Source organism: Paraburkholderia sediminicola (assembly GCF_046027825.1).
GTDB lineage: Bacteria > Pseudomonadota > Gammaproteobacteria > Burkholderiales > Burkholderiaceae > Paraburkholderia > Paraburkholderia sediminicola_D.
The window spans coordinates 60,003-78,828 of the sequence record NZ_JAQQDU010000038.1 but is presented as its reverse complement, the minus strand read 5'-3'; the positions used below and the strand labels follow the sequence as shown (position 1 = coordinate 78,828).

Here is an 18,826-nt window from a genome sequence, read left to right as displayed (position 1 = left end):
CGCATTGACGCCCTCAGGCGCCGCGCCACCGCCCTCGGTTTCCAGATCACTCCGGCTGCGCCAACGGCCTGAAAACCGACGTTATCCTGATTGTTTCTCAGGAGAGGCATCCCCCTTGGATCCCATACTAGCGATCCCCAACCCAAGCAGGCAATCGTCGCCATATTCTCGTCCTTCAGTCAGGTATTCGTGAACGTGATTTTACGAGCGCACCGCAAATCTATAGTGGTTCCTCTATATTCTTTTTCGTTCGTTCTGCTCCGCCACGCGCCGGTCGTGACACGACCATTGGGTCATCGCAAACGAGGAGATGGCTATGAAGGCGGTATCTAACGGCGGTCTGGTGCGACAACCCTACCGATTGCCAGAAGTCGGATTTGTGCGAGCGAAGCATTTGATGGTCGACGTGCTTTCGATTGGGCGGACGACGCTCTACGCATGGATCAAAGCGGGAATCTTCCCTGCGCCGGTCCGGCTCGGTCCAAAGGCTGTCGGCTGGCGTGTTGAGGACGTCCGTGCGTGGCTCGCATCAAGGGAGCCTGCATAAGGCTGACTGTCAGCGCAGATCTGAGCTCCTTGGTGCGCGTGCTCCACGCCCTGTCAGAGACCGGCGGGGCTTTTTTTGCCCCCCGCAGGTGAGGATCTCGCCACGCACAGATGGTCAAAGATGACCACCTGTCCGGTGATGCTTGATGTGGCAGGCCTCGTCGCCGAACATTCGGGTGAAAACACCTGAATGTCCGGCGACGCGCAGGGTCATTCTGCAGCCACGATGGCGATCGTCTTGCCGTTCAGCCTGACCGGCACTTGCTTCTCTTTAATGCCAGCTTCTCTCAACGCGGTTCTGATCCGTGAGATCGATACGTCGCAGGCGTCTACCTCGACCCATGTGCCGTTCGCGCTTTCATGGACGTCAGTGCGCATCTTGGTGCGCAGGTTCGCGCCCACGTGGTCGCCCAACTGCACCACCCGCGATTCCATGCGGATCGCGCGCTGGTTGATCTCGTACAGCAGGTCCTATTGGCTTTTCATGACGTTCTCCTGTTAGGTCACCCGTATTTCGGACATCGGGGTGCATCACCCTTTTGTCCGCGCTGGATACTGCAGATGGGCAGCAACGGTCTGGATAGCTGCCTTTCAACCGTCAGGCTTACCGACATTTAATTTGAGATGCCGAATACTTGCAAATCACAGCACGCAATCACGGTCGTCAAATGGGTAAGCCGAGCGATGTCTTGATGAGCACCGAGGGCGGAGAAAATGTAGTGGGTACATTTTCTCCGCAGGGCATTCACACAGAACGGTATCTGTGAATTGATCAGGATAACGTATTAACTGTATGTAGTGCGGGTGCACGCCGATTAGCTCGGCGCTGTCGGCGAAAAAGCGCCCAGACCGTGAAGGTCTGAGCGAAGCCATCGGGAATCCGACGGCGGAGGTATTCGATACGAAACTGGCCCGCTACCGTTACCGGGCTAGCGAGCCAGTTCTCTGAAAGGAGGCGCGCAGAGGTGCCGCGCGCTCAGAGGGCGATGCTAGCGACCGGGTGGGGCGCCGGCAGCTCGCCAGTCTGACGGTTTAATGACCGGAGTAAAGCGAACGCGGGCCGTTAGCGAGTGCGACTGCGGGGGCGCCGGATGCCGACGAACCGTTCACGACGCCACCGACGCCGCTGGTGTCAGCTACGCGAGCCTGTGCCGTTGCGGTTTGCGCATTTTGCGCCGCTACCTTGGCTTCCGCAGCCTGAAGGTCGGCCGGGTAATTGGGATCTTCGCCACGGGCCGGGGTGTAGCCAGCCTTTTCTAGCTGGACCAGTTCGGCGCGTACTTGCGCACGGGTGACAAGCTCATTCGGCTGCTTGGCGAACGATGCGACCGGGGCAGCGAGTACAGCGGCAACGACAACGGCTTGAATAAGGGACTTCATGATACTTACCTCCAGACTTGTTTTGTCCTGCTGCGAACAGCCCTGTTCGTATTCAGTGAGTACAGTCTAGTTATGCAGGCGCTTAAGATTAAGGCCTGTGTCTGGAGAGGATTGTTGTTGGATTTGGGTAAACCTTGGTTATGGTCATGCGCTGCGCTCGACCTGCGCCCGGACCTGTCGCGTCGGTCCCGGGCTCACGTCGCGACCGATACGCACATCAACGGCTGGCCCTCACGGGCCGCATTCCCGCTGGCTGGTTCAAGTCGCACAAGGAAGTCGAAATCGCGTTCCGCGAGCCTCGCGAACTGTTCCTGCACGGCATCGAGCTTGAGGAGACACTGCACATGCCAGTTCAATCCAACCATGAGCCAGTCCGACAGGCCGTTCCATTCGCTCAGGAGGATGGCGCCAGCGGTGCCGTTTTCTTCCGCGAATTTCTCGATCCGTTTCTCGACGATGCGGGCATCATCCCGAAGCATCGTGCCGGAGATATGCAGCGATACGGCATGCGCGGTCTGGTCATGCGCGACATACACCGTGGCGATGCCACCGAGGTGTTGCCTGATCCGTTCGACCTGCTCCGCTTCCAGGTCGTCATGCACAGGCAGCGAGCCCGAGAGGACGTACGTTCCCTTGTCCATTGCAGCCATCCTTGTACGCTTGAAGTCGTTTCAGTCGTCGGCGACCGGTTCCATTACTGTTTCCGTGTCCGTCGCGCCGAGCTGGCCGAGAATGAAGGCCTGGCGGCCCAGCAGCGCGTCCATCTGGAGATGGAGATCGGCGAGTTCGTCGAGCAGTTCGACGTGGGATGCAAGCCCGAACGCAACGAACGATGGCTCGCCGTAGCGTTGCCGGCTAAAGATTGCACCGGCCGCAGCCCATTTCTGCGAGAACCGTGCGAGAGTCTCTTCGACCGACCGCTGTTCGTGTGGCGACAGGCCGCCACGCACACGTATTACGAGCGAATGGGTCACGGCATCAGTTGCGAAGTAGACATCGGCTGGCCTGGCGAGGCTCTCTGCGAGTTGCTGCGCGTGGGCGTGTCTGAAACCGGGCCGAACCGGGAGGGCACCGCGGATTTCGTAGTTGAACGACATGGCATCTCTCCTTTCGGGTAGAAGCAAACCTTCTGCAAAGGTACAAAACAGGTTCGTATCGCGCCGGGCGCGATACCATCACAAAAGTAGTTAACCGGATACGTTACCCACATTAGTATTCAATCGTGAATATGTCAATAATAGTTTCACAAATGGATGCTTTTCCCGTTCGCCTGAAGCAAGAGAGGCGTCGGCTGGGCCTGAACCAGGCGGAATTGGCGAATGCTGGCGGCGTGCAGAAACATGCGCAGCTCAATTACGAGAAAGGTCTGAGATATCCCGATGCCAGCTATCTGGCAGGGATTGCAGAGGTCGGCGTGGATGTCCTGTATCTGCTGACCGGACGTACGTCTGATCCTGCAACCCTCGCATTCGATCGCGCTGAAGAGCGGCTGCTGGCCGGGTATCGTGAACTCAAGCCCCGGGAGAAGAAGGGAGTTCTGGCACTGGTCGCGGCAATCACTGGTGTGCAAGGGGGCGGGGTGGACTCAGAGGATGCGGTATCCGGGTGACGGCCAGCGATATCCTGAGCCCCTGACTACAGCTACAGCGCGGGGAGCCGCGGCTTCAGTGCTGGCGTCAGCATCGGCGCGACTGCAAGGCGACGGGGCCGGCTCGGACGGCACAAGGCCGGTGTTTTCGCAGAACGACAACTACACAACAGCTGCGCGAGGGCGAAGAGTGCGATCAGCGCGGGTGCTATCAACACCAACACCGCGAACCAGACGCGGGCGGTTGCGAGCATTGATCGCAATACGGCGGTCCCGAGCGGCCCGCTGCTGAAGTCGCACGACGTCCTTAATCTGCTTTCGCGGCAGACTGATGTGATGAATGCGGCGTGGGCGCGCGGCCGAACGGTTTCGCAAGGCATCGGTGCATACACGGATGTGAAGCATGACGCGCACCCGACGCAACAAATGCCGCAATCCAGGCCGGTGATCTCGATCGCGCAGGGGCGGATTTCGCTCAGCAGAATGCGTGGCGGGAAGATGGGGGGGCCACGTTTCATACCATGGGTTGACTTCACGGGAATACTCAACGCATTCCCGTTACCGTAGCCTCGGATTGTCCGTAACTACGCCAAACCGTGAGCGAATCTGCATGATGAAGGGCCGGACGCCTTAACGACTCGGCGAGCGAGCTGTGGATGAGGCATATCCCGTGCGCCAAGTTATGACCGGGTCATTGCGCAGCCAAGTTACTTATGCGAAAGAGATGATGAGCTTTTTGCCGCACGCGGCCGCATACTTGCGCAGCGTCGCGAATGACGGTGAATGTTTTTCACTGGCTAGGGAAGCTTCGAGGCGCGATACTGCTGACGCAGTCGTACCCATGCGTTCGGCGATCTGTGCCTGGGTCAGGCCGGCTTCACGGCGAACCTCCAGGATCGCGCGCAGCGCCTTGTACTCGTCTTCAAGTGCGTCGTAAGCTAACTTGACGCCTGGCTTTGTGAGCAGGTTAGCGGTGTCAGCCGGTGTGTGCGTTACCGGGTCGAACTGCCCGGCGCGAGTTTCCCTGATTCGGGCATTAGCCATTGCGTACCTCTCTAAGTCGTGCGCGGGCCGTGCGCAACTCACTCTGCGGCGTTTCCTGAGTTTTCTTCACAAACGAATGCAGGATGATGATGCGCTGACCCATGTGCGTGCAGTAAAACACACGTCCGATGCCTTCCCGGCCTTTCGGGCGCAGTTCGAACAGCCCGTCACCCATCGCGCGCGAATGGGGCATTCGGAGGTCTGCCCCAAATTCCTGCATCAGATCAAGCAGCCGCAGGTAGTCTGCAATAATCCCGGCGGGCAGGCCGAAAACATCCAGTTTGACCCGTTCGTTGAAGTAGACGACGGTCCAGTTCATGCGACAATGTTAGCAAATTTGCTAATATCTGACAACTCCGTCGCGCGTAGCGCTCCAACTTCGGACTAGGGGTGAGGCGTATCCTCTGAGTCTGGGGCGTCAACATGTTCATCAACTGGTTCCTGGTGGCTGTCTGGCTCGATCAACAGTTCAAGCCTTTGACCTAGCAGACGCCACGCCTCGCGCTTCTCGGCAGTGTATGGGTAACGCTGGTAAATCCGTTTCATGCAGTTTTGTTCCCGATGGTTCATACAGCGCGAGCAGCACGATTGCCCCAAGGCGTAACATCAGCAATCCAGTCTGCGAAACCGTCGCGGCAAACTTCGGACCCGATGCCATGCCCACCTGGGCGAGAAAAATCGTCAACCCGAGGTTGCGCAACACGAGGTTCGCGGGTAACGGCATTGTCCAGTTGACGCTGCCGGTTCGGCGCAGCTTGCCCAACACAAGCGCCACGATCAAAACCCCGCACAAGCCGAGCGCGAGTTTGCCCAAACCCGGTAACGGAATCTGGATCGCGCCGACCAGAAACCCCAACGCCATCCCGAGGCCGACTGAAATGTAGCTGAACTCGGCCGTGCCCTTGATGGAGTCACCGAAGAAGCCCCGCAGTGCCGGAAACCCCGCGCGCTGTGTCAACAGCCCGACACGGTCGCCGTATTCGAGTATGAGATCGGGGTTGGGCATGATGTCCGCGTCTCCGCGCCGCACATGCGCGACGATCGACCCATTCGGTAGATCCAGTTCACCAAGCGGCCGACCCACCACGTTCGCACGCGACGCAAACACGCGCAAATAGTCCAGATCGCCGCGGTCGCGTAGCACGCGCCCAGGCGCTGCTTCGCCAAGACTCCTGCGGGCCTCGGCGAGCGCGTCCCCGGTCGGGCTGACGGCGAGCACCACGTCATTTTCTGCAAGTACGAGTTCAGGCGTGGCTGGGTGCGTTGTGATGCGCGCTCCGCACAGCGACGATCTGCACGTTGGCGGGCAGGGCAGCGACCGCTTCGGCGAGCGTTTTGCCGCAGAACGCCGGGTTGCGCAATGCGATTTCGAGAATTTCAAGGCCGGCGTTTGAAGCTGTTTTGATCTTCGGCGCGAGGACCATGAACGCGAGATAGAGCAGCAGGATAGGACCGGCCACGCCAAATGGGTAGGAGACCGAATATCCAACCGCTGCGTCGTCGTTTCCGAGTGCGGCGATGGTCGCTTGCAATGCAGCCGTACTGGTACCCGAACCTGAGAAGAGGCCGAGTGCATAGCCCGGATTCAGTTGCATGATTTTCTGAATCGCGACGCTTGCAGCACCCGCGCACAGCACGCCGATCAGCGCGAGGATGTTCGCGCAGCGGCCGGCGGTGCTGGTCAGCCCAAGAAAGAACTGCTTGCCGTATTGAACACCGACGGTGTAAAGAAAGAGCGAGAGCCCGAGCGTGCCAATCATTGGCGCAGGTGCTGACTTCGGTGCGAACCATCCGGCAGCCAGTGCGACGAACAGTACAGCGCCGACGCCGAGTGAGAACCCTTTGATGTTGATTTCGCCGACGAAATAACCTACCGCGATGGTGAGGAACAGCGTCATTAAAGGCTGATGCTCAAGAAGCGTCTTCAGGAAATCCACGTTTCCTCGGATAGGGGTTGAGACTTCGGGTTCTGCTGGTTTCCTGCTGCTGTGATGCTTATGCTGAATGAGTCAGAGAGGTGCCGCGGGGGCGGAATGTTTGCCAGTATCTAACAGATTTCTGGATTTTTCTTATGTGTTTGAAGGCGGCGCTGAGGGCGCGCCTGGGGGGGAGTTATGCGGCTTGATGAGTGGCGTCTCGCGCCGATGAGCGTCAACGAGTCATTGAAAAAACGGGCGAGGGCAGCGCCGTTGGCAAACCGCCACAGCGGCGCTGATTCAGAGAAAGGCTGGAAACCAGACGCACACTCTCCGTTTCTCGGGATCGCCGTGGAGACGGAGAGTGTGATTCTGAGTCTGAGTGTCTCAACCTCTGCCGAGCGCGATATACCGCTCGAGGTGGTGATCCTCATCCCCCAGTTGATGGTCGATCATCACGAGGCGCTTCGCATAGTGAGCCAACGGCAGTTCCCACGTCATGCCGATACCGCCATGCAGTTGAATACACTCCTCAGCGACCAGCGCCCCAATCCTGCCGATACTGTATTTAGCCGCCGAAACTGCCCGTTCCCGCACAGTGCGTTCTGCCCCAAGCGCGGCAGAGGCATTGATCACCGCCGATCGCGCCTGCTCGATCTCGAGCAGCAGATCCGCCATCCGATGCTGCAATGCCTGGAAGCTGCCGATCGGTACGCCAAACTGCTTACGTGTGCGCAAGTACTCAAGCGTGTAATCCTTCGCGACATCCATCGCGCCGACTGCTTCGGAACACAAGGCCAGCACGCCGCAGCTAATCGCGTATTCGAGCGTCGCAAAACCTTCGCCGGCCGTGCCGAGCAATGCGTCGTCGACGAGCGTGACGTTGTCGAACGTGACCTCGGCCGCGCGGCCGCCGTCGATCTTGCGATAGCCGCGCACGCTGACACCTGCTGCGTCGCGAGGGACGAGAAAGAGCGTGATGCCGGCTTCGGCGTCGTCGGTGCCGGCGGTGCGCGCGGAGACCAGGAAGAGCGATGCGTTCTCGCCCTGCTGAACGACCGCCTTCGCGCCATTCACTTTCCATGCGTTGCCGTTGCGTTCTGCACGCGTCATCACGCGCGATAGTTCGTAGTGGCCTTCCGGCTCGCCATGCGCGAGTGCCACCCGACGCGAGCCGTCGATCAGTTCGGCCAGCATCGCTTTCTGCGCTTCGCTGCCGTCACGTGCAATGGCTTGACCGACGATCAATGTATCGAGAAACGGCTCGACCACAAGGCCGCGACCCAGGCTTTCGAATACGACGACGATATCGAAGCCGCCACCGCCAAAACCGCCATCCGTTTCATCGAACAAGGCGCCGATAATGCCAAGTTCCGCGAAACGATTCCACAGGTCGGCGCTGAAGCCTTCAGGCGAGCGGGCGATCCGGTCGCGCGTCTCGAAGCCGTATTGCTCGGTGACAAAGCGGTTGAGCGTATCCGCCAGCATGCGGCGGTCTTCGGTGTGCTGGAAATTCATGGCGTGTGCCCCTTACAGTCCCAGGATCATTTTGGAAATGATGTTCTTCTGGATTTCGTTGGAGCCGCCGAAGATCGACAGCTTGCGGTTGTTGAAGTAAAGCGAGGCGGCGCTCGCGGCTTCGTCGGGGCCGACTGGCGTGCCTTCGAAACCGTCGTGCAAGGCTTCCTCGACGAACGGTTGCGCATACGGTCCCATCGCGCGGCGCGTGAGCGAGGAGATTTCCTGGCGGATCTCGGTGCCGCGAATCTTCAGCATCGAACTCTCGGCGCCCGGCACGCCGCCGCCGGCCACCGCTGCGATCACGCGCAGGTTGGTGGTCTTCATGTTCTCCAGGTCGATTTCGACGCGTGCCATACGTGCCGCAAACGACGGATCTTCCGCGAGCGGCCGGCCGTTGCGCTGCTGCTTCGCGGCGATCTTGCGCAGCCGGTTGAACGCGGCCACTGAGAAGCCGACGCCCGCGATATTGGTGCGCTCATAGGTGAGCAGATACTTGGCGTAGGTCCAGCCCTTGTTCTCTTCGCCAACGAGGTTCTCAGCCGGTACACGCACATCGGTGAGGAAGACTTCGTTGACTTCGTGCTCGCCATCGAGCGTGATGATCGGGCGCACTTCGACGCCCGGCGTATTCATGTCGATCAGCAGGAAGCTGATGCCTTCCTGCTTGCGCACGTCGGCGGCGGTGCGCACGAGGCAGAAGATCATGTTCGCGTAGTGGCCGAGCGTGGTCCACGTCTTCTGACCGTTGACGATGTAGTGCTCGCCCTGTGCATCACTGCCGCGTACAGCGGTGGTTTTTACCGCCGCGAGATCCGAGCCCGCGCCCGGTTCCGAGTAGCCTTGGCACCACCAGTCCGAGCCATCGAGAATCCGCGGCAACCAGTGGCGCTTTTGCGCCTCGTTGCCGTATTTGATCATCACCGGACCCAGCATGTTGACGCCGAACGGCACGACACGCGGTGCGCCCGCCAGTGCGCATTCATTCTCGAAGATGAATTTCTGCACGGCGTTCCAGCCCGGCCCGCCGTACTCCTTCGGCCAATGATTGGCGAGCCAGCCTTGCGCGTTGAGAATCGCGTGCCACTCAGCCATGTCGTCGCGCGTAAGGCGACGGCCGCCGTGCACCTTGTCGGCGAGACGCTGGGGCAGCTTGTCATGCAAAAAGCGCTGCACCTCAGTGCGGAATGCCTCTTCTTCAGGCGTGAAATTCAGATCCATAGTGGGTTCTTCCCTTGATATTTGTTTGACCGGCAGACCGGCGGGAGGGCAGGCCCCCGCCGGTCAAGAACGCGCCAGATGATGTGCCGTCTCAAGCCGTTTGGTTGAGGCTCGCAAAATCGGCGCCGCGCTCGACCAGATCGATCAGCAGCGGCGACGCTTGCCAGAACAACGGGTCTTCTTTGGCGAACTCGCGGATGTCCGCGAGCACCGTGGCGAGGCCCACCGTGTCTGCGTATTTCATCGGGCCGCCGCGATAACGCGGAAAGCCGTAGCCATAGAGGAAGGTCACATCGACGTCGAGTGGCCGCAGCGCGATGCCTTCATGCACGACGTTGGCCCCTTCGTTGATCATCGCGGCCATGTAGCGGCGCATGATTTCTTCGTCGCTGAAAGTACGCGGCGTGATGCCGGCGCGTTCACGCTCGGCGTCGATGATGGCCGCGACCTCAGGGTCGGGCGAGCCGCTGCGCGAACCTTCGGGGTACAGATAGAAACCACGGCCGGTCTTCTGGCCGAACCAGCCACGTTCGCAAAGACGGTCGGCGATCTGCACGTAGCGTGCTTTGGGGTTGCGTGTGGCCGCACGCCGTTTGCGCGTGGCCCAACCGATGTCGCCGCCCGCCAGATCGACCACCTGGAACGGGCCCATCGGGAAGCCGAACGCACGCACTGCGGCGTCGATCTGATACGGCGACGCACCGTCTTCCATCATCGCGTCCGCCGCGCTGCGATACACCGCCAGCACGCGATTGCCGATGAAGCCGTCGCACACGCCCGCACGCACCGGCGTCTTGCGCAGCTTCTTCGCGAGTTCGAACGCGGTGGCGACCACGTCCGCGCTGACCTGCTTCGGCACCACTACTTCCAGCAGCTTCATGATGTTGGCGGGGGAGAAGAAGTGCAGGCCGATCACGTCCGCGGGGCGGGAAATGCTCGCCGCAATCGCATCGATGTCGAGATACGATGTGTTGGTGGCGAGCACCGCGCCGGCTTTGCAGACACGATCGAGTTCGGCAAACACGGCCTTTTTCACCTCGAGGTCTTCGAAGACGGCTTCGATCACCAGGTCGGCGTCGGCGAGTGCGTCGTACGAAGTGCTGCCCTGCCAGCGCGACATCACATCGGTTTTCTTCTCAGCGCTCATGCGGCCTTTGGCGACCAGGCCATCGTAGACCTTTTCGATGTGCGCGCGGCCGCGCGCGAGCGACGCATCGTCGCGTTCGATCATCGTCACCGGCAAGCCTGCATCGACCACCGCAACCGCGATGCCCGCGCCCATCGTGCCGCCGCCCACCACGCCGATTTTGTTCAGCGCGCGTGGCTTCGCCTCGCGTGTTTCGGGCGCCTTGAGCACTTCGCGTTCGGCAAAGAACGCGTGAATCAACCCGGCACGTTGCGGGCTGTCGATGCATTCCAGAAACAGTTTGCGTTCGAGCCGCAGGCCGTCTTCGAAAGATTGTTCGATGGCGGCTTCTACCGCATCGACGATTTTTAGCGGGGAGAACAGACCACGCGATTTCTTCGCCGTTTCCGCGCGCGCGGTGGCGACCGCGGCGAGGCTCGCGGCGCGGTCGCTTAGCGCAGCGGCATCGCGCGTGCGCCGCACGGGAGCGTGAGCGGCCAGTAGTTCGTGCACATAGGCCAGTCCTTCGGCGAGGATGTCATCACTGCTGCCGAGCCGGTCGATGAGACCGAGCGCGAGCGCTTCTTTCGCACTGGCATGGCGGCCGCTCGGAATCAGGTCGAGAGCGGCTGGCGCGCCAATCAGGCGCGGCGTACGCTGCGTGCCGCCTGCGCCCGGCAGCAGGCCGAGTTGCACTTCGGGCAAACCAAGCTTCGCGCCATTTACGGCGAGGCGGTAGTGCGCCGCGAGCGCCACTTCCAGGCCGCCGCCGAGCGCGGCGCCGTGAATCGCGGCCACCACCGGCTTGGCACACGCTTCGATGCGGTTGCAGACGTCCGGCAGCGACGGCGGCACCGGCGGCTTACCGAACTCGCGAATGTCCGCACCCGCGATGAAGTTGCGCCCGGCGCCGACGATCAGCACGGCCTCGACGGCGCTGTCGGCATCCGCGGCTTCGATAGCGGCGAGCAGGCCGCGCCGCACGTCGGCGGAGAGGGCGTTGACAGGCGCGTGGTCGATCGTGACCAGCAGGACTTTGCCGCGCAATTCGCGCGTTACAACGTCGGCGGAAGGGGTGGGGGTCATCGTGTCGTCTCCTTAGTGTCTATTACCGGACCAGAGCGGGCCAGATCGGGCCAAATCCGGTCGAATGGGGGCCGATCGAGGCATGCCGGGTCTGGCGAATTCTCCGATTGTCGGTTGGTCAAGGTTTATTGACAATTACATAGACCATTGACAGACTGTCAAAATTATTTTGACAAAGGCTGCATCATGGACGTCAACTCGCTGACCTTGCTGGTCGATATCCTCGATGCGGGCAACCTGAGCGAAGCCGCGCGCCGGCTCAAAATGAGCCGCGCGAACGTGAGCTACCACCTGAACCAGTTGGAGCGCTCAATCGGCATGCAACTGGTGAGGCGCACCACACGCCGCGTCGAACCGACCGAAATCGGTCTGCAGCTATACGAGCATGGCCGCACGATCCAGAACGCGCTGCTGGCCGCGCGCGAATCTGTCACCACGCTCGGGCAGAGCCTGCAGGGGCGGGTGAGATTGAGTGTGCCGAGCGGGTACGGGCAACTGGTGATGTCGGATTGGCTGATCGCGTTCAAGCGTCTTTATCCGGGCATCGTGCTGGATGTAATGTTCGAGAATCGCGTCGAGGACCTGATGCGCGACGAGGTCGACATCGCGGTTCGGGTGATGTCCGAGCCGCCGCAGAATCTCGTCGCGCGCGACATGGGGCCGGTGCGATATGTGGCGTGTGCATCGCCGGGTTTTGCCGAAAGCCGCGGCATGCCGGTGCGGCTCGATGATCTGCGTACGACGCCGTTGATTACGGCGGCGGTGGTCGGCAGGCAGTTGCGGGTGGCGGCTTACCTGCGCGACGAACGCCACGAAGTGCTGCTGGAGCCGACGATCATTTCCGAGAACTTTCTGTTCTTGCGCCAGGCGGTGCTGGCCGGTCTGGGTGTCGGTCTCGTACCTGACTACGTAGTGCAGGACGATCTGCGTCGCGGCGATGTCGTGACGGCGCTCGACGAATGGCGTTTAAGCATCTTCGGTACGAATATGTACCTGCTCTATATGCCGAATCGCCATCACACGCGGGCCGCGGCGAGTTTTATCGAGTTCATCCTGGAGCAGGCGAGGGGAAGTGGCAGAGGGGTGGCCGTTTGAGCAGCACCGAAGCGTTTTTCCTTCAGCACGCTGCTGATCTGTGCGCGACCGGTGAACAGATCAAATTCGGATTCACTGCGTTGGCGCACAGAAGAAAGCCGCACCAGCACCGATGTCTCACTCACGGGTATGCTTAACAAAACGGCGAGATAGCCGTGCGCCTGGCAGCACATCAACCTTCAGGGGAGACGGGGATGAAATGGACAATCGCATGTCTTGCTCTGCTTGCAATCGCCATTGCCATTGCCATTGTGTTGGTCACGCGTCTCCCAAGTGAGGATGCCATCCGCCTCGCCGGCTACGCGGGCACTGCGGGATTCGCCGCACTGATCAGCTTCCTGATTCGCTGGCGCGCAAATCGCACCCAACGAAACAAACGCGCCGGGTGAACACACACGCCGGGTATTCGGCCGACCCGCGTGATGCCCATGCGGCGCGTGGCGTACCGCACGCCACGCGCGCTAAGCCGATTGAACGCTCGCTTGCAGTTCTTCGCCGAGAAAGTCGATGAACGTCCTGAGTTTCGCCGACAACCGGTGCCGCTCCAGATAGATCGCGTGAATGTCCGCGTTCGGCAGCGCCCATTCCGTAAGCAACGGCACCAGCTCGCCACGTTGCAGGTGGCGGGAAATCTCCCATGCGGAGCGCACGGCAATGCCGCGCCCATCGAGCGCCCACTTCAGCACGGCGCTGCCATCGTTGCTACTCAACGGACCATCCACCTTCACCGTCTCCGACTTCTTGCCGCGCGCAAAATGCCACGTGCCATACGCCGATTCGTTTTCGCGCAAGACGAGGCACGCATGGCGCGTCAGATCGTGAGGCATGGCCGGTGCGCCATGCCGCTTCACGTAGCCAGGCGCGGCACACACCAGCCGCTGGTTTTTCAGCAGCAAACGCGCATTGATACGCGCGTCCGGCACCTCGCCAAAGCGAATGCCGAGATCGAAGCCTTCTTCCTGCAAGCTGACCGGCCGGTCAGTGAGATGCAACTGGATTTTCATCGACGGAAAACGTTCGCTGAACCGCGAGATGGCCGGCGCGACGTGCGCGCGACCGAAACCGAACGACGCGTTCACGCGCAACAGGCCGGTCGGCTCGGCACGGCTGCTGGTAACCAGTTGCTCCAGTTCAGCGAGGTCGTCGAGGATGCGCGAGCCATTCGCCAGATAGATCTCGCCCTCGGCCGTGAGGCTCAGGCGGCGCGTGGTCCGGTTGACCAACCGCACGCCCAGGCGCTGTTCGAGTTGCGCGAGGCGCTTGCTGATCGACGGCGGCGTCACGCCGAGTTCACGCGCCGCGGCCGCCAGATTGCGGTGACGCGCCACCAGCGCGAACAGATTCAGGTCGGAAAAGCCGTCCATCGATTCGTTCCCAAAAGTTAATTCCGGATTGCCTTAATAGAAACCATATCGCTGCAGGCATCAATTAGACTGCATTCAGATACGGGAGGCAACGATGTTTACAGGTTTCACCGACGCGTCGACGCATGTCGACGGCATCCAGATCCACGCGATCCGCGGCGGCAGCGGGCCGGCCTTACTCCTGTTGCACGGCCATCCGCAGACCCACGCGATCTGGCACAAGGTCGCGCCCACACTGGCACAGCATTTCACCGTCATTGCAGCGGATCTGCGTGGATATGGCGACAGCGGCAAACCGCAAGGCGCGCCCGACCACAGCACCTATTCGAAACGCCGCATGGCCGCGGATCAGGTGTCGTTGATGCGCGCCCACGGCTTCACACAATTTGCCGTTGTCGGCCACGACCGCGGTGGGCGCGTTGCCGCGCGCATGGCGCTCGATCATCCGCAAGCCGTGATGAAACTGGTCACGCTGGATGTCGCACCGACACTCGCCATGTATGAGCAGACTTCGTTCGAGTTTGCGCGTGCTTACTGGCATTGGTTCTTCCTGGTGCGCCCGGCACCGTTTCCCGAAACGCTGATCCGTGCGGACCCCGATCTCTACCTGAAGCAGACGATCGGCGCACGCAGCGCCGGGCTCGCGCCGTTCACCGATGCCGCCTACGCCGAGTATTTGCGCTGTCTGTCAGACCCGGCCACCGCGCATGGCATCTGCGAGGACTACCGCGCGAGCATCACGATCGACCTCGATCATGACCGTGCCTCGTTCGTCGAAGGCCAGAAAATCGCGTGCGATTTCCTGGCGTTGTGGGGTGCGCATGGCGTGATCGAACAATGCTTCGAACCGCTTGCCGAATGGCGGCAGTGGTCGGCGCACGTGAGCGGCGGGGCGTTGCCGTGCGGCCATTACATTCCCGAGGAAGCGCCCGAGTTGCTGCTCGAACGCGCCTTGCCGTTCCTGCAGTCCTAGCCGTCGGTCGGCCCATCATGTCAAAACGAACCCTTTACCAGAAGCTCGTCGATTCGCACGTCGTCACACGCATCGACGCGCAAAACGTGCTGCTGTATGTCGATCTGCATCTGATGAACGAATACACCAGCCCGCAGGCGTTCAGCGCGCTCGCGGCGAAAGCGCGGCCGGTGCGTCGTCCGCGGCAGCAACTGGCGGTGGTCAGCCACATCATTCCGACGCATGCGGAATCGCCGCGTGTGATTCGCGATGCCGCTTCGCTGTTGCAGGCGAATAATCTCGCGCGCAACTGCGAGCAGGCGGGTATCGAACTGTACGCGGCGAACGATCCGCTGCAAGGGATCGAACATATCGTCGCGCCCGAACGCGGCCTGATTCGCCCGGGGATGGTCGTGCTGTGCGGTGATAGTCACACGACCACGTACGGCGCGCTCGGCGCATTGGGCTTCGGTATCGGGACCTCGGAGGTCGAGCACGTGCTGGCCACGCAAACGCTGGTCTATCGCGTCGCGCAAACCATGCGTATTACGATCGACGGGGCGTTGCCGTACGGCACATCCTCAAAGGATATGATCCTGTGGATCATCAGCCGCATCGGCGCACAGGGTGCGCGTGGTTATGCGGTCGAGTTCGCAGGCTCGACGATTGCAACGCTGTCCGCTGAAGCGCGCATGACCTTATGCAACATGACCGTCGAAGCCGGCGCGCGAGCCGCGCTGATCGCACCCGACGCGACCACGTTCGACTACGTCCGCGCACACGCAACATCGTTCGATGATGCCGCGTGGGCTGCCGCCATGAACGACTGGCGCGAACTGAAATCCGACGCTGGTGCCGCCTTCGATGTCGAACATCATTTCGATGCACACGATATCGCGCCGTTCGTTACATGGGGCACGAGCCCCGATCAGGCGATTGCAGTCGATCAGCGCATTCCCAGTGCGGCTGCGCAAAAGACGCCGGAAGCCGCCGCGGCGCTGCGTCGCGCGCTCGACTACATCGGGCTCGATGCGGACCAGCCGATTGTGGGCACGCCGATCGATCGTGTGTTTATCGGCTCGTGCACCAACGGACGAATCGAGGATTTGCGCATCGTCGCCGCTATCGTGCGCGGGCGCCACGTCGCGCAAGGCGTGCGCGCGATGGTCGTGCCGGGCTCAGGCAGCGTGCGCCGACAAGCAGAGGCCGAGGGCATCGCCGCACTGCTGCGCGATGCGGGTTTCGAATGGCGTGAGCCTGGCTGTTCGATGTGTCTCGCGATGAACGACGATTTTCTCGCGGTGGGCGAGCGCTGCGCATCGACGACCAACCGTAACTTCGAAGGACGTCAGGGACGCGGCGGCCGCACGCACCTCATGAGCCCTGCGATGGCCGCTGCCGCCGCACTAACCGGCCGCATCACCGACGTCCGCACGCTGGAGACGCAATCATGCTAACGAGACTGACTGACATCGACGGAATCGCCGCGCCCTTGCCGATTGAAAACCTCGACACCGATCAGATCATGCCGAAGCAATTTCTTCGCATCATCGACAAGGCCGGGCTGAGCGAGGGCTTGCTGTACGACTTGCGTGTCGACGCGGATGGCGAGCCGCGCCCGGATTGCGTGCTGAATCAGCCGGCATATCGCGGCGCGCGCATTCTGATCGGTGGTTCGAATTTTGGTTGCGGTTCGAGTCGTGAGCATGCCGTGTGGGGGCTTCAGCAATTCGGTTTTGAAGCGGTGATCGCGCCCAGCTTCGCGGAGATTTTCTATTCGAATGCGATGAACAACCGCTTGCTGCTAGTGCAACTGGAGCGCGAAGCAGTCGACGTCTTACTGCATGACGCTACGACACAACCGGCGGCGCCCTTGCATATCGATATCGAACAGCAAACGGTGACGTTCGCCAGTGGTCGCGTGTTCGCGTTCCCGCTCGGTGCACGTCACAAACAGATGGTGATCGAAGGCATGGACACCATCGACCTCACGCTCGCTTCACTGCGCGACATTGAAGCGTTCGAGCGGGCCCACTTCGAACGGCATAGCTGGGCCGCCGTGCTGTAAATCCCCTGGCGGCACGTGTGCCGCCATTCAACCGGAACGCGCGTGATGATTTCCCCGCCAGAAGGGAAGGGACGCGCTTTGCCTTTAAAAACGGAGGAGACATGAAGCGCAAACCGCTTTATAAGGTGCTGTACGTGCAGGTGCTCGTGGCGATCGTTATTGGTGTGCTCGTGGGCCATTTCCTGCCTGCGGATGCCGTGGCGATGAAACCGCTTGGCGACGCCTTCATCAAACTCGTGCGCATGATCATCAGCCCGGTGATTTTCTGCACTGTCGTGACTGGCATTGCCAGCATGCACGACATGCGCAAGGTCGGCCGCGTGGGCGGCAAAGCGCTGCTGTATTTCGAAGTGGTGTCGACACTCGCGCTTGCCATCGGATTGCTGGCCGCGCACGTGTTGCAACCCGGCGCTGGCTTTAACGTGGATCCGGCCACACTCGATGCCGGCGCAGTATCGAGTTACGCCGCACAGGCCGCGCACGGCGAAGGGCTTGCCGGTTTCTTCATGCACATCATCCCGGAGACGTTCGTCGGCGCGTTCACGCAGGGCGATATTTTGCCGGTGCTGCTGATCGCCATGCTGTTCGGCACGGCGCTCGCCGTGATGGGCGAACCCGCTAAGCCAGTCATCGGGTTGATCGAATTGCTGTCGAAGACTTTCTTCCGCATGGTGCGCATGATTACGAGCCTCGCGCCGATTGGTGCGTTCGGCGCCATCGCGTTCACGATCGGCAAATACGGCATTGTCTCCTTGCTGCCGATGATGAAACTGATTGGCACGTTCTACCTCACCGCATTCCTGTTCGTCTCGTGCGGCCTCGGCCTGATTGCGCGAGCATGCGGTTTCAGCTTGTGGAGCTTCGTCGTGTACATCAAGGACGAACTGCTGATCGTGCTCGGCACGTCCACATCTGAAGCGGCCTTACCGCAGTTGATGGAAAAACTCGAACGACTCGGATGCGCTCGGGGGATTGTCGGACTGGTTGTGCCGACGGGCTACTCGTTCAATCTCGACGGCACCAATATCTACATGACACTGGCGGTGCTATTCCTCGCGCAGGCCACGAACACCCATTTGACGATTGTTCAGGAGATCACGTTGCTGGCGGTGACGATGCTGACCTCGAAGGGCTCAACCGGCGTCACGGGGGCGGGTTTTATCACGCTGGCCGCGAGCCTGTCGGTCGTGCCGACCGTGCCGGTGACCGCGATGGTCCTGATTCTCGGTATTGACCGTTTCATGTCCGAGTGCCGCGCGCTGACGAATACGATGGGTAACGGCGTGGCGTCGATCGTGATTGCTGCGTGGGAGAAGGAACTGGATCGGGACAAGCTAAAGACGGCGTTGGCGAGGCCGGTTACGACGTCTGGCGCAGTCGGCGCGGAGGAGGGGGCGGCTGTCGTGGAACGCTTGCCTGAACGTGAAGCGCAACGCTCGATCTGACTACGCCGATGCCGATGCCGATGCCGATGCCGATGCCCATGCCCATGCCCATGCCCATGCCTATGCCTATGCCTATGCCTATGCCTATGCACAGGCGACAGCGACCCGCGCGCGAACTTACACCGGGTACTTGCGAATGCGCGCTCGATGGAGTGGTGATGTACGCGAGGTAGCGTTGCATCGAAGAGCGGTGGTGGAAACGGTGAATACGTTGTTCCAGGGCGACACGGAGTACGGCAAATTCGATTAGTTGAGTCAAGCTCAACAAACCTCGGGCTAAGGAAGAATTGCCCACAACGCCCGCCGTGTTGGCCACTCCGTTGGTTTCCTTGGCAGACCCGTCCGCGACGCACGCAGTGCGGAGTGGGAGCTGATGACACCTTTGTCACTGACGCGGAATGTGCGAGGGCACGGATTCCAGATGCACCACTATCGCAACTGTGCGGGGGGGGGGGCTTAAAAATTAGCGGTTTGAGC

At 61.1% G+C, this 18,826-nt stretch carries 20 protein-coding genes; 8 read left to right on the top strand and 12 right to left on the bottom strand.

Annotated features, from left to right (window positions below; translation table 11 throughout):
- Positions 1-310: 310 nt before the first annotated feature.
- On the top strand, positions 311-547 hold the full coding sequence (locus tag PQQ96_RS21330) for a helix-turn-helix transcriptional regulator (protein WP_408296120.1): 237 nt from the start codon (positions 311-313) through the stop codon (positions 545-547).
- A 209-nt stretch (positions 548-756) separates the two neighbouring features.
- On the opposite strand, the gene PQQ96_RS21325 is transcribed toward PQQ96_RS21330, so the two are convergent.
- The 4 genes from PQQ96_RS21325 to PQQ96_RS21310 form a co-directional block, all read right to left on the bottom strand.
- Complete coding sequence (locus tag PQQ96_RS21325; RefSeq protein ID WP_408296117.1) at positions 757-969, bottom strand: hypothetical protein; 213 nt, start codon at positions 967-969, stop codon at positions 757-759.
- A 609-nt stretch (positions 970-1,578) separates the two neighbouring features.
- Positions 1,579-1,926 (bottom strand): DUF4148 domain-containing protein, encoded by a 348-nt coding sequence (locus tag PQQ96_RS21320; RefSeq protein WP_408296114.1) that lies wholly within the window; start codon positions 1,924-1,926, stop codon positions 1,579-1,581.
- 194 nt (positions 1,927-2,120) lie between these two features.
- The gene (locus tag PQQ96_RS21315; RefSeq protein ID WP_408296111.1) at positions 2,121-2,567 is read right to left on the bottom strand and encodes a hypothetical protein; all 447 of its coding nucleotides are present in this window, start codon (positions 2,565-2,567) and stop codon (positions 2,121-2,123) included.
- A 30-nt stretch (positions 2,568-2,597) separates the two neighbouring features.
- Positions 2,598-3,023, bottom strand: a complete 426-nt coding sequence (locus PQQ96_RS21310; RefSeq protein ID WP_408296108.1) for a hypothetical protein — start codon at positions 3,021-3,023, stop codon at positions 2,598-2,600.
- 152 nt (positions 3,024-3,175) lie between these two features.
- On the opposite strand from PQQ96_RS21310, the gene PQQ96_RS21305 reads away from it, so the two are divergent.
- Entirely contained in the window at positions 3,176-3,535 is a 360-nt protein-coding gene (locus PQQ96_RS21305; protein WP_408296105.1) for a helix-turn-helix domain-containing protein, read from the top strand.
- 690 nt (positions 3,536-4,225) lie between these two features.
- On the opposite strand, the gene PQQ96_RS21300 is transcribed toward PQQ96_RS21305, so the two are convergent.
- The 7 genes from PQQ96_RS21300 to PQQ96_RS21270 all read right to left on the bottom strand — a co-directional run bounded on the left by PQQ96_RS21300 (position 4,226) and on the right by PQQ96_RS21270 (position 11,425).
- The gene (locus PQQ96_RS21300) at positions 4,226-4,558 is read right to left on the bottom strand and encodes a helix-turn-helix domain-containing protein (RefSeq protein ID WP_408296102.1); all 333 of its coding nucleotides are present in this window, start codon (positions 4,556-4,558) and stop codon (positions 4,226-4,228) included.
- Positions 4,551-4,877 carry a type II toxin-antitoxin system RelE/ParE family toxin gene (locus PQQ96_RS21295; RefSeq protein ID WP_408296099.1) on the bottom strand — a complete coding sequence of 109 codons (327 nt, stop codon included), beginning with the start codon at positions 4,875-4,877 and terminating at the stop codon, positions 4,551-4,553. The genes PQQ96_RS21300 and PQQ96_RS21295 overlap by 8 nt, the downstream gene beginning before the upstream one ends.
- Positions 4,878-5,027: 150 nt before the next feature.
- Positions 5,028-5,780 carry an aspartate-alanine antiporter-like transporter gene (locus tag PQQ96_RS21290; RefSeq protein WP_408296096.1) on the bottom strand — a complete coding sequence of 251 codons (753 nt, stop codon included), beginning with the start codon at positions 5,778-5,780 and terminating at the stop codon, positions 5,028-5,030.
- A gap of 22 nt (positions 5,781-5,802) precedes the next feature.
- A complete protein-coding gene (locus tag PQQ96_RS21285) occupies positions 5,803-6,495 on the bottom strand; it encodes an aspartate-alanine antiporter-like transporter (RefSeq protein ID WP_408296093.1) in 693 nt (230 codons plus the stop codon).
- Between the two features lie 366 nt (positions 6,496-6,861).
- Positions 6,862-7,992: an acyl-CoA dehydrogenase family protein gene (locus PQQ96_RS21280; protein ID WP_408296090.1), complete on the bottom strand. Its 1,131-nt coding sequence runs from the start codon at positions 7,990-7,992 to the stop codon at positions 6,862-6,864.
- Positions 7,993-8,004: 12 nt separating this feature from the next.
- Complete coding sequence (locus PQQ96_RS21275; protein ID WP_408296087.1) at positions 8,005-9,213, bottom strand: acyl-CoA dehydrogenase family protein; 1,209 nt, start codon at positions 9,211-9,213, stop codon at positions 8,005-8,007.
- Between the two features lie 91 nt (positions 9,214-9,304).
- On the bottom strand, positions 9,305-11,425 hold the full coding sequence (locus tag PQQ96_RS21270) for a 3-hydroxyacyl-CoA dehydrogenase NAD-binding domain-containing protein (protein WP_408296084.1): 2,121 nt from the start codon (positions 11,423-11,425) through the stop codon (positions 9,305-9,307).
- A gap of 186 nt (positions 11,426-11,611) precedes the next feature.
- Between PQQ96_RS21270 and PQQ96_RS21265 the strand changes: the two genes are divergently transcribed.
- Positions 11,612-12,520, top strand: a complete 909-nt coding sequence (locus PQQ96_RS21265) for a LysR family transcriptional regulator (protein WP_408296081.1) — start codon at positions 11,612-11,614, stop codon at positions 12,518-12,520.
- Positions 12,521-12,981: 461 nt separating this feature from the next.
- Here the strand turns inward: PQQ96_RS21265 and PQQ96_RS21260 are convergent, their stop codons facing one another.
- The gene (locus tag PQQ96_RS21260; RefSeq protein WP_408296079.1) at positions 12,982-13,884 is read right to left on the bottom strand and encodes a LysR family transcriptional regulator; all 903 of its coding nucleotides are present in this window, start codon (positions 13,882-13,884) and stop codon (positions 12,982-12,984) included.
- A 94-nt stretch (positions 13,885-13,978) separates the two neighbouring features.
- Between PQQ96_RS21260 and PQQ96_RS21255 the strand changes: the two genes are divergently transcribed.
- The 5 genes from PQQ96_RS21255 (at position 13,979) to PQQ96_RS21235 (ending at position 18,599) form a co-directional block, all read left to right on the top strand.
- Positions 13,979-14,857, top strand: coding sequence for an alpha/beta fold hydrolase (locus PQQ96_RS21255; RefSeq protein ID WP_408296076.1), 879 nt, complete (start codon positions 13,979-13,981; stop codon positions 14,855-14,857).
- A gap of 17 nt (positions 14,858-14,874) precedes the next feature.
- The gene (leuC, locus tag PQQ96_RS21250; RefSeq protein ID WP_408296074.1) at positions 14,875-16,293 is read left to right on the top strand and encodes a 3-isopropylmalate dehydratase large subunit; all 1,419 of its coding nucleotides are present in this window, start codon (positions 14,875-14,877) and stop codon (positions 16,291-16,293) included.
- On the top strand, positions 16,287-16,904 hold the full coding sequence (gene leuD, locus PQQ96_RS21245) for a 3-isopropylmalate dehydratase small subunit (RefSeq protein ID WP_408296071.1): 618 nt from the start codon (positions 16,287-16,289) through the stop codon (positions 16,902-16,904). The genes leuC and leuD overlap by 7 nt, the downstream gene beginning before the upstream one ends.
- Positions 16,905-17,005: 101 nt before the next feature.
- Positions 17,006-18,349, top strand: a complete 1,344-nt coding sequence (locus tag PQQ96_RS21240; protein ID WP_408296069.1) for a dicarboxylate/amino acid:cation symporter — start codon at positions 17,006-17,008, stop codon at positions 18,347-18,349.
- Positions 18,327-18,599, top strand: coding sequence for a hypothetical protein (locus PQQ96_RS21235; protein WP_408296066.1), 273 nt, complete (start codon positions 18,327-18,329; stop codon positions 18,597-18,599). The genes PQQ96_RS21240 and PQQ96_RS21235 overlap by 23 nt, the downstream gene beginning before the upstream one ends.
- Positions 18,600-18,826 lie beyond the last annotated feature (227 nt).

Bases quoted from the DNA above. Each gene is read 5' to 3' on its own strand.
- PQQ96_RS21295 (WP_408296099.1), bottom strand. From the start codon at position 4,877: ATGAACTGGACCGTCGTCTACTTCAACGAACGGGTCAAACTGGATGTT.
- PQQ96_RS21315 (WP_408296111.1), bottom strand. From the start codon at position 2,567: ATGGACAAGGGAACGTACGTCCTCTCGGGCTCGCTGCCTGTGCATGAC.
- PQQ96_RS21305 (WP_408296105.1), top strand. From the start codon at position 3,176: ATGGATGCTTTTCCCGTTCGCCTGAAGCAAGAGAGGCGTCGGCTGGGC.
- PQQ96_RS21260 (WP_408296079.1), bottom strand. From the start codon at position 13,884: ATGGACGGCTTTTCCGACCTGAATCTGTTCGCGCTGGTGGCGCGTCAC.
- PQQ96_RS21275 (WP_408296087.1), bottom strand. From the start codon at position 9,213: ATGGATCTGAATTTCACGCCTGAAGAAGAGGCATTCCGCACTGAGGTG.
- PQQ96_RS21270 (WP_408296084.1), bottom strand. From the start codon at position 11,425: ATGACCCCCACCCCTTCCGCCGACGTTGTAACGCGCGAATTGCGCGGC.
- PQQ96_RS21240 (WP_408296069.1), top strand. From the start codon at position 17,006: ATGAAGCGCAAACCGCTTTATAAGGTGCTGTACGTGCAGGTGCTCGTG.
- PQQ96_RS21310 (WP_408296108.1), bottom strand. From the start codon at position 3,023: ATGTCGTTCAACTACGAAATCCGCGGTGCCCTCCCGGTTCGGCCCGGT.
- PQQ96_RS21300 (WP_408296102.1), bottom strand. From the start codon at position 4,558: ATGGCTAATGCCCGAATCAGGGAAACTCGCGCCGGGCAGTTCGACCCG.
- PQQ96_RS21280 (WP_408296090.1), bottom strand. From the start codon at position 7,992: ATGAATTTCCAGCACACCGAAGACCGCCGCATGCTGGCGGATACGCTC.
- PQQ96_RS21255 (WP_408296076.1), top strand. From the start codon at position 13,979: ATGTTTACAGGTTTCACCGACGCGTCGACGCATGTCGACGGCATCCAG.
- leuD (WP_408296071.1), top strand. From the start codon at position 16,287: ATGCTAACGAGACTGACTGACATCGACGGAATCGCCGCGCCCTTGCCG.
- PQQ96_RS21330 (WP_408296120.1), top strand. From the start codon at position 311: ATGGCTATGAAGGCGGTATCTAACGGCGGTCTGGTGCGACAACCCTAC.
- PQQ96_RS21320 (WP_408296114.1), bottom strand. From the start codon at position 1,926: ATGAAGTCCCTTATTCAAGCCGTTGTCGTTGCCGCTGTACTCGCTGCC.
- leuC (WP_408296074.1), top strand. From the start codon at position 14,875: ATGTCAAAACGAACCCTTTACCAGAAGCTCGTCGATTCGCACGTCGTC.
- PQQ96_RS21265 (WP_408296081.1), top strand. From the start codon at position 11,612: ATGGACGTCAACTCGCTGACCTTGCTGGTCGATATCCTCGATGCGGGC.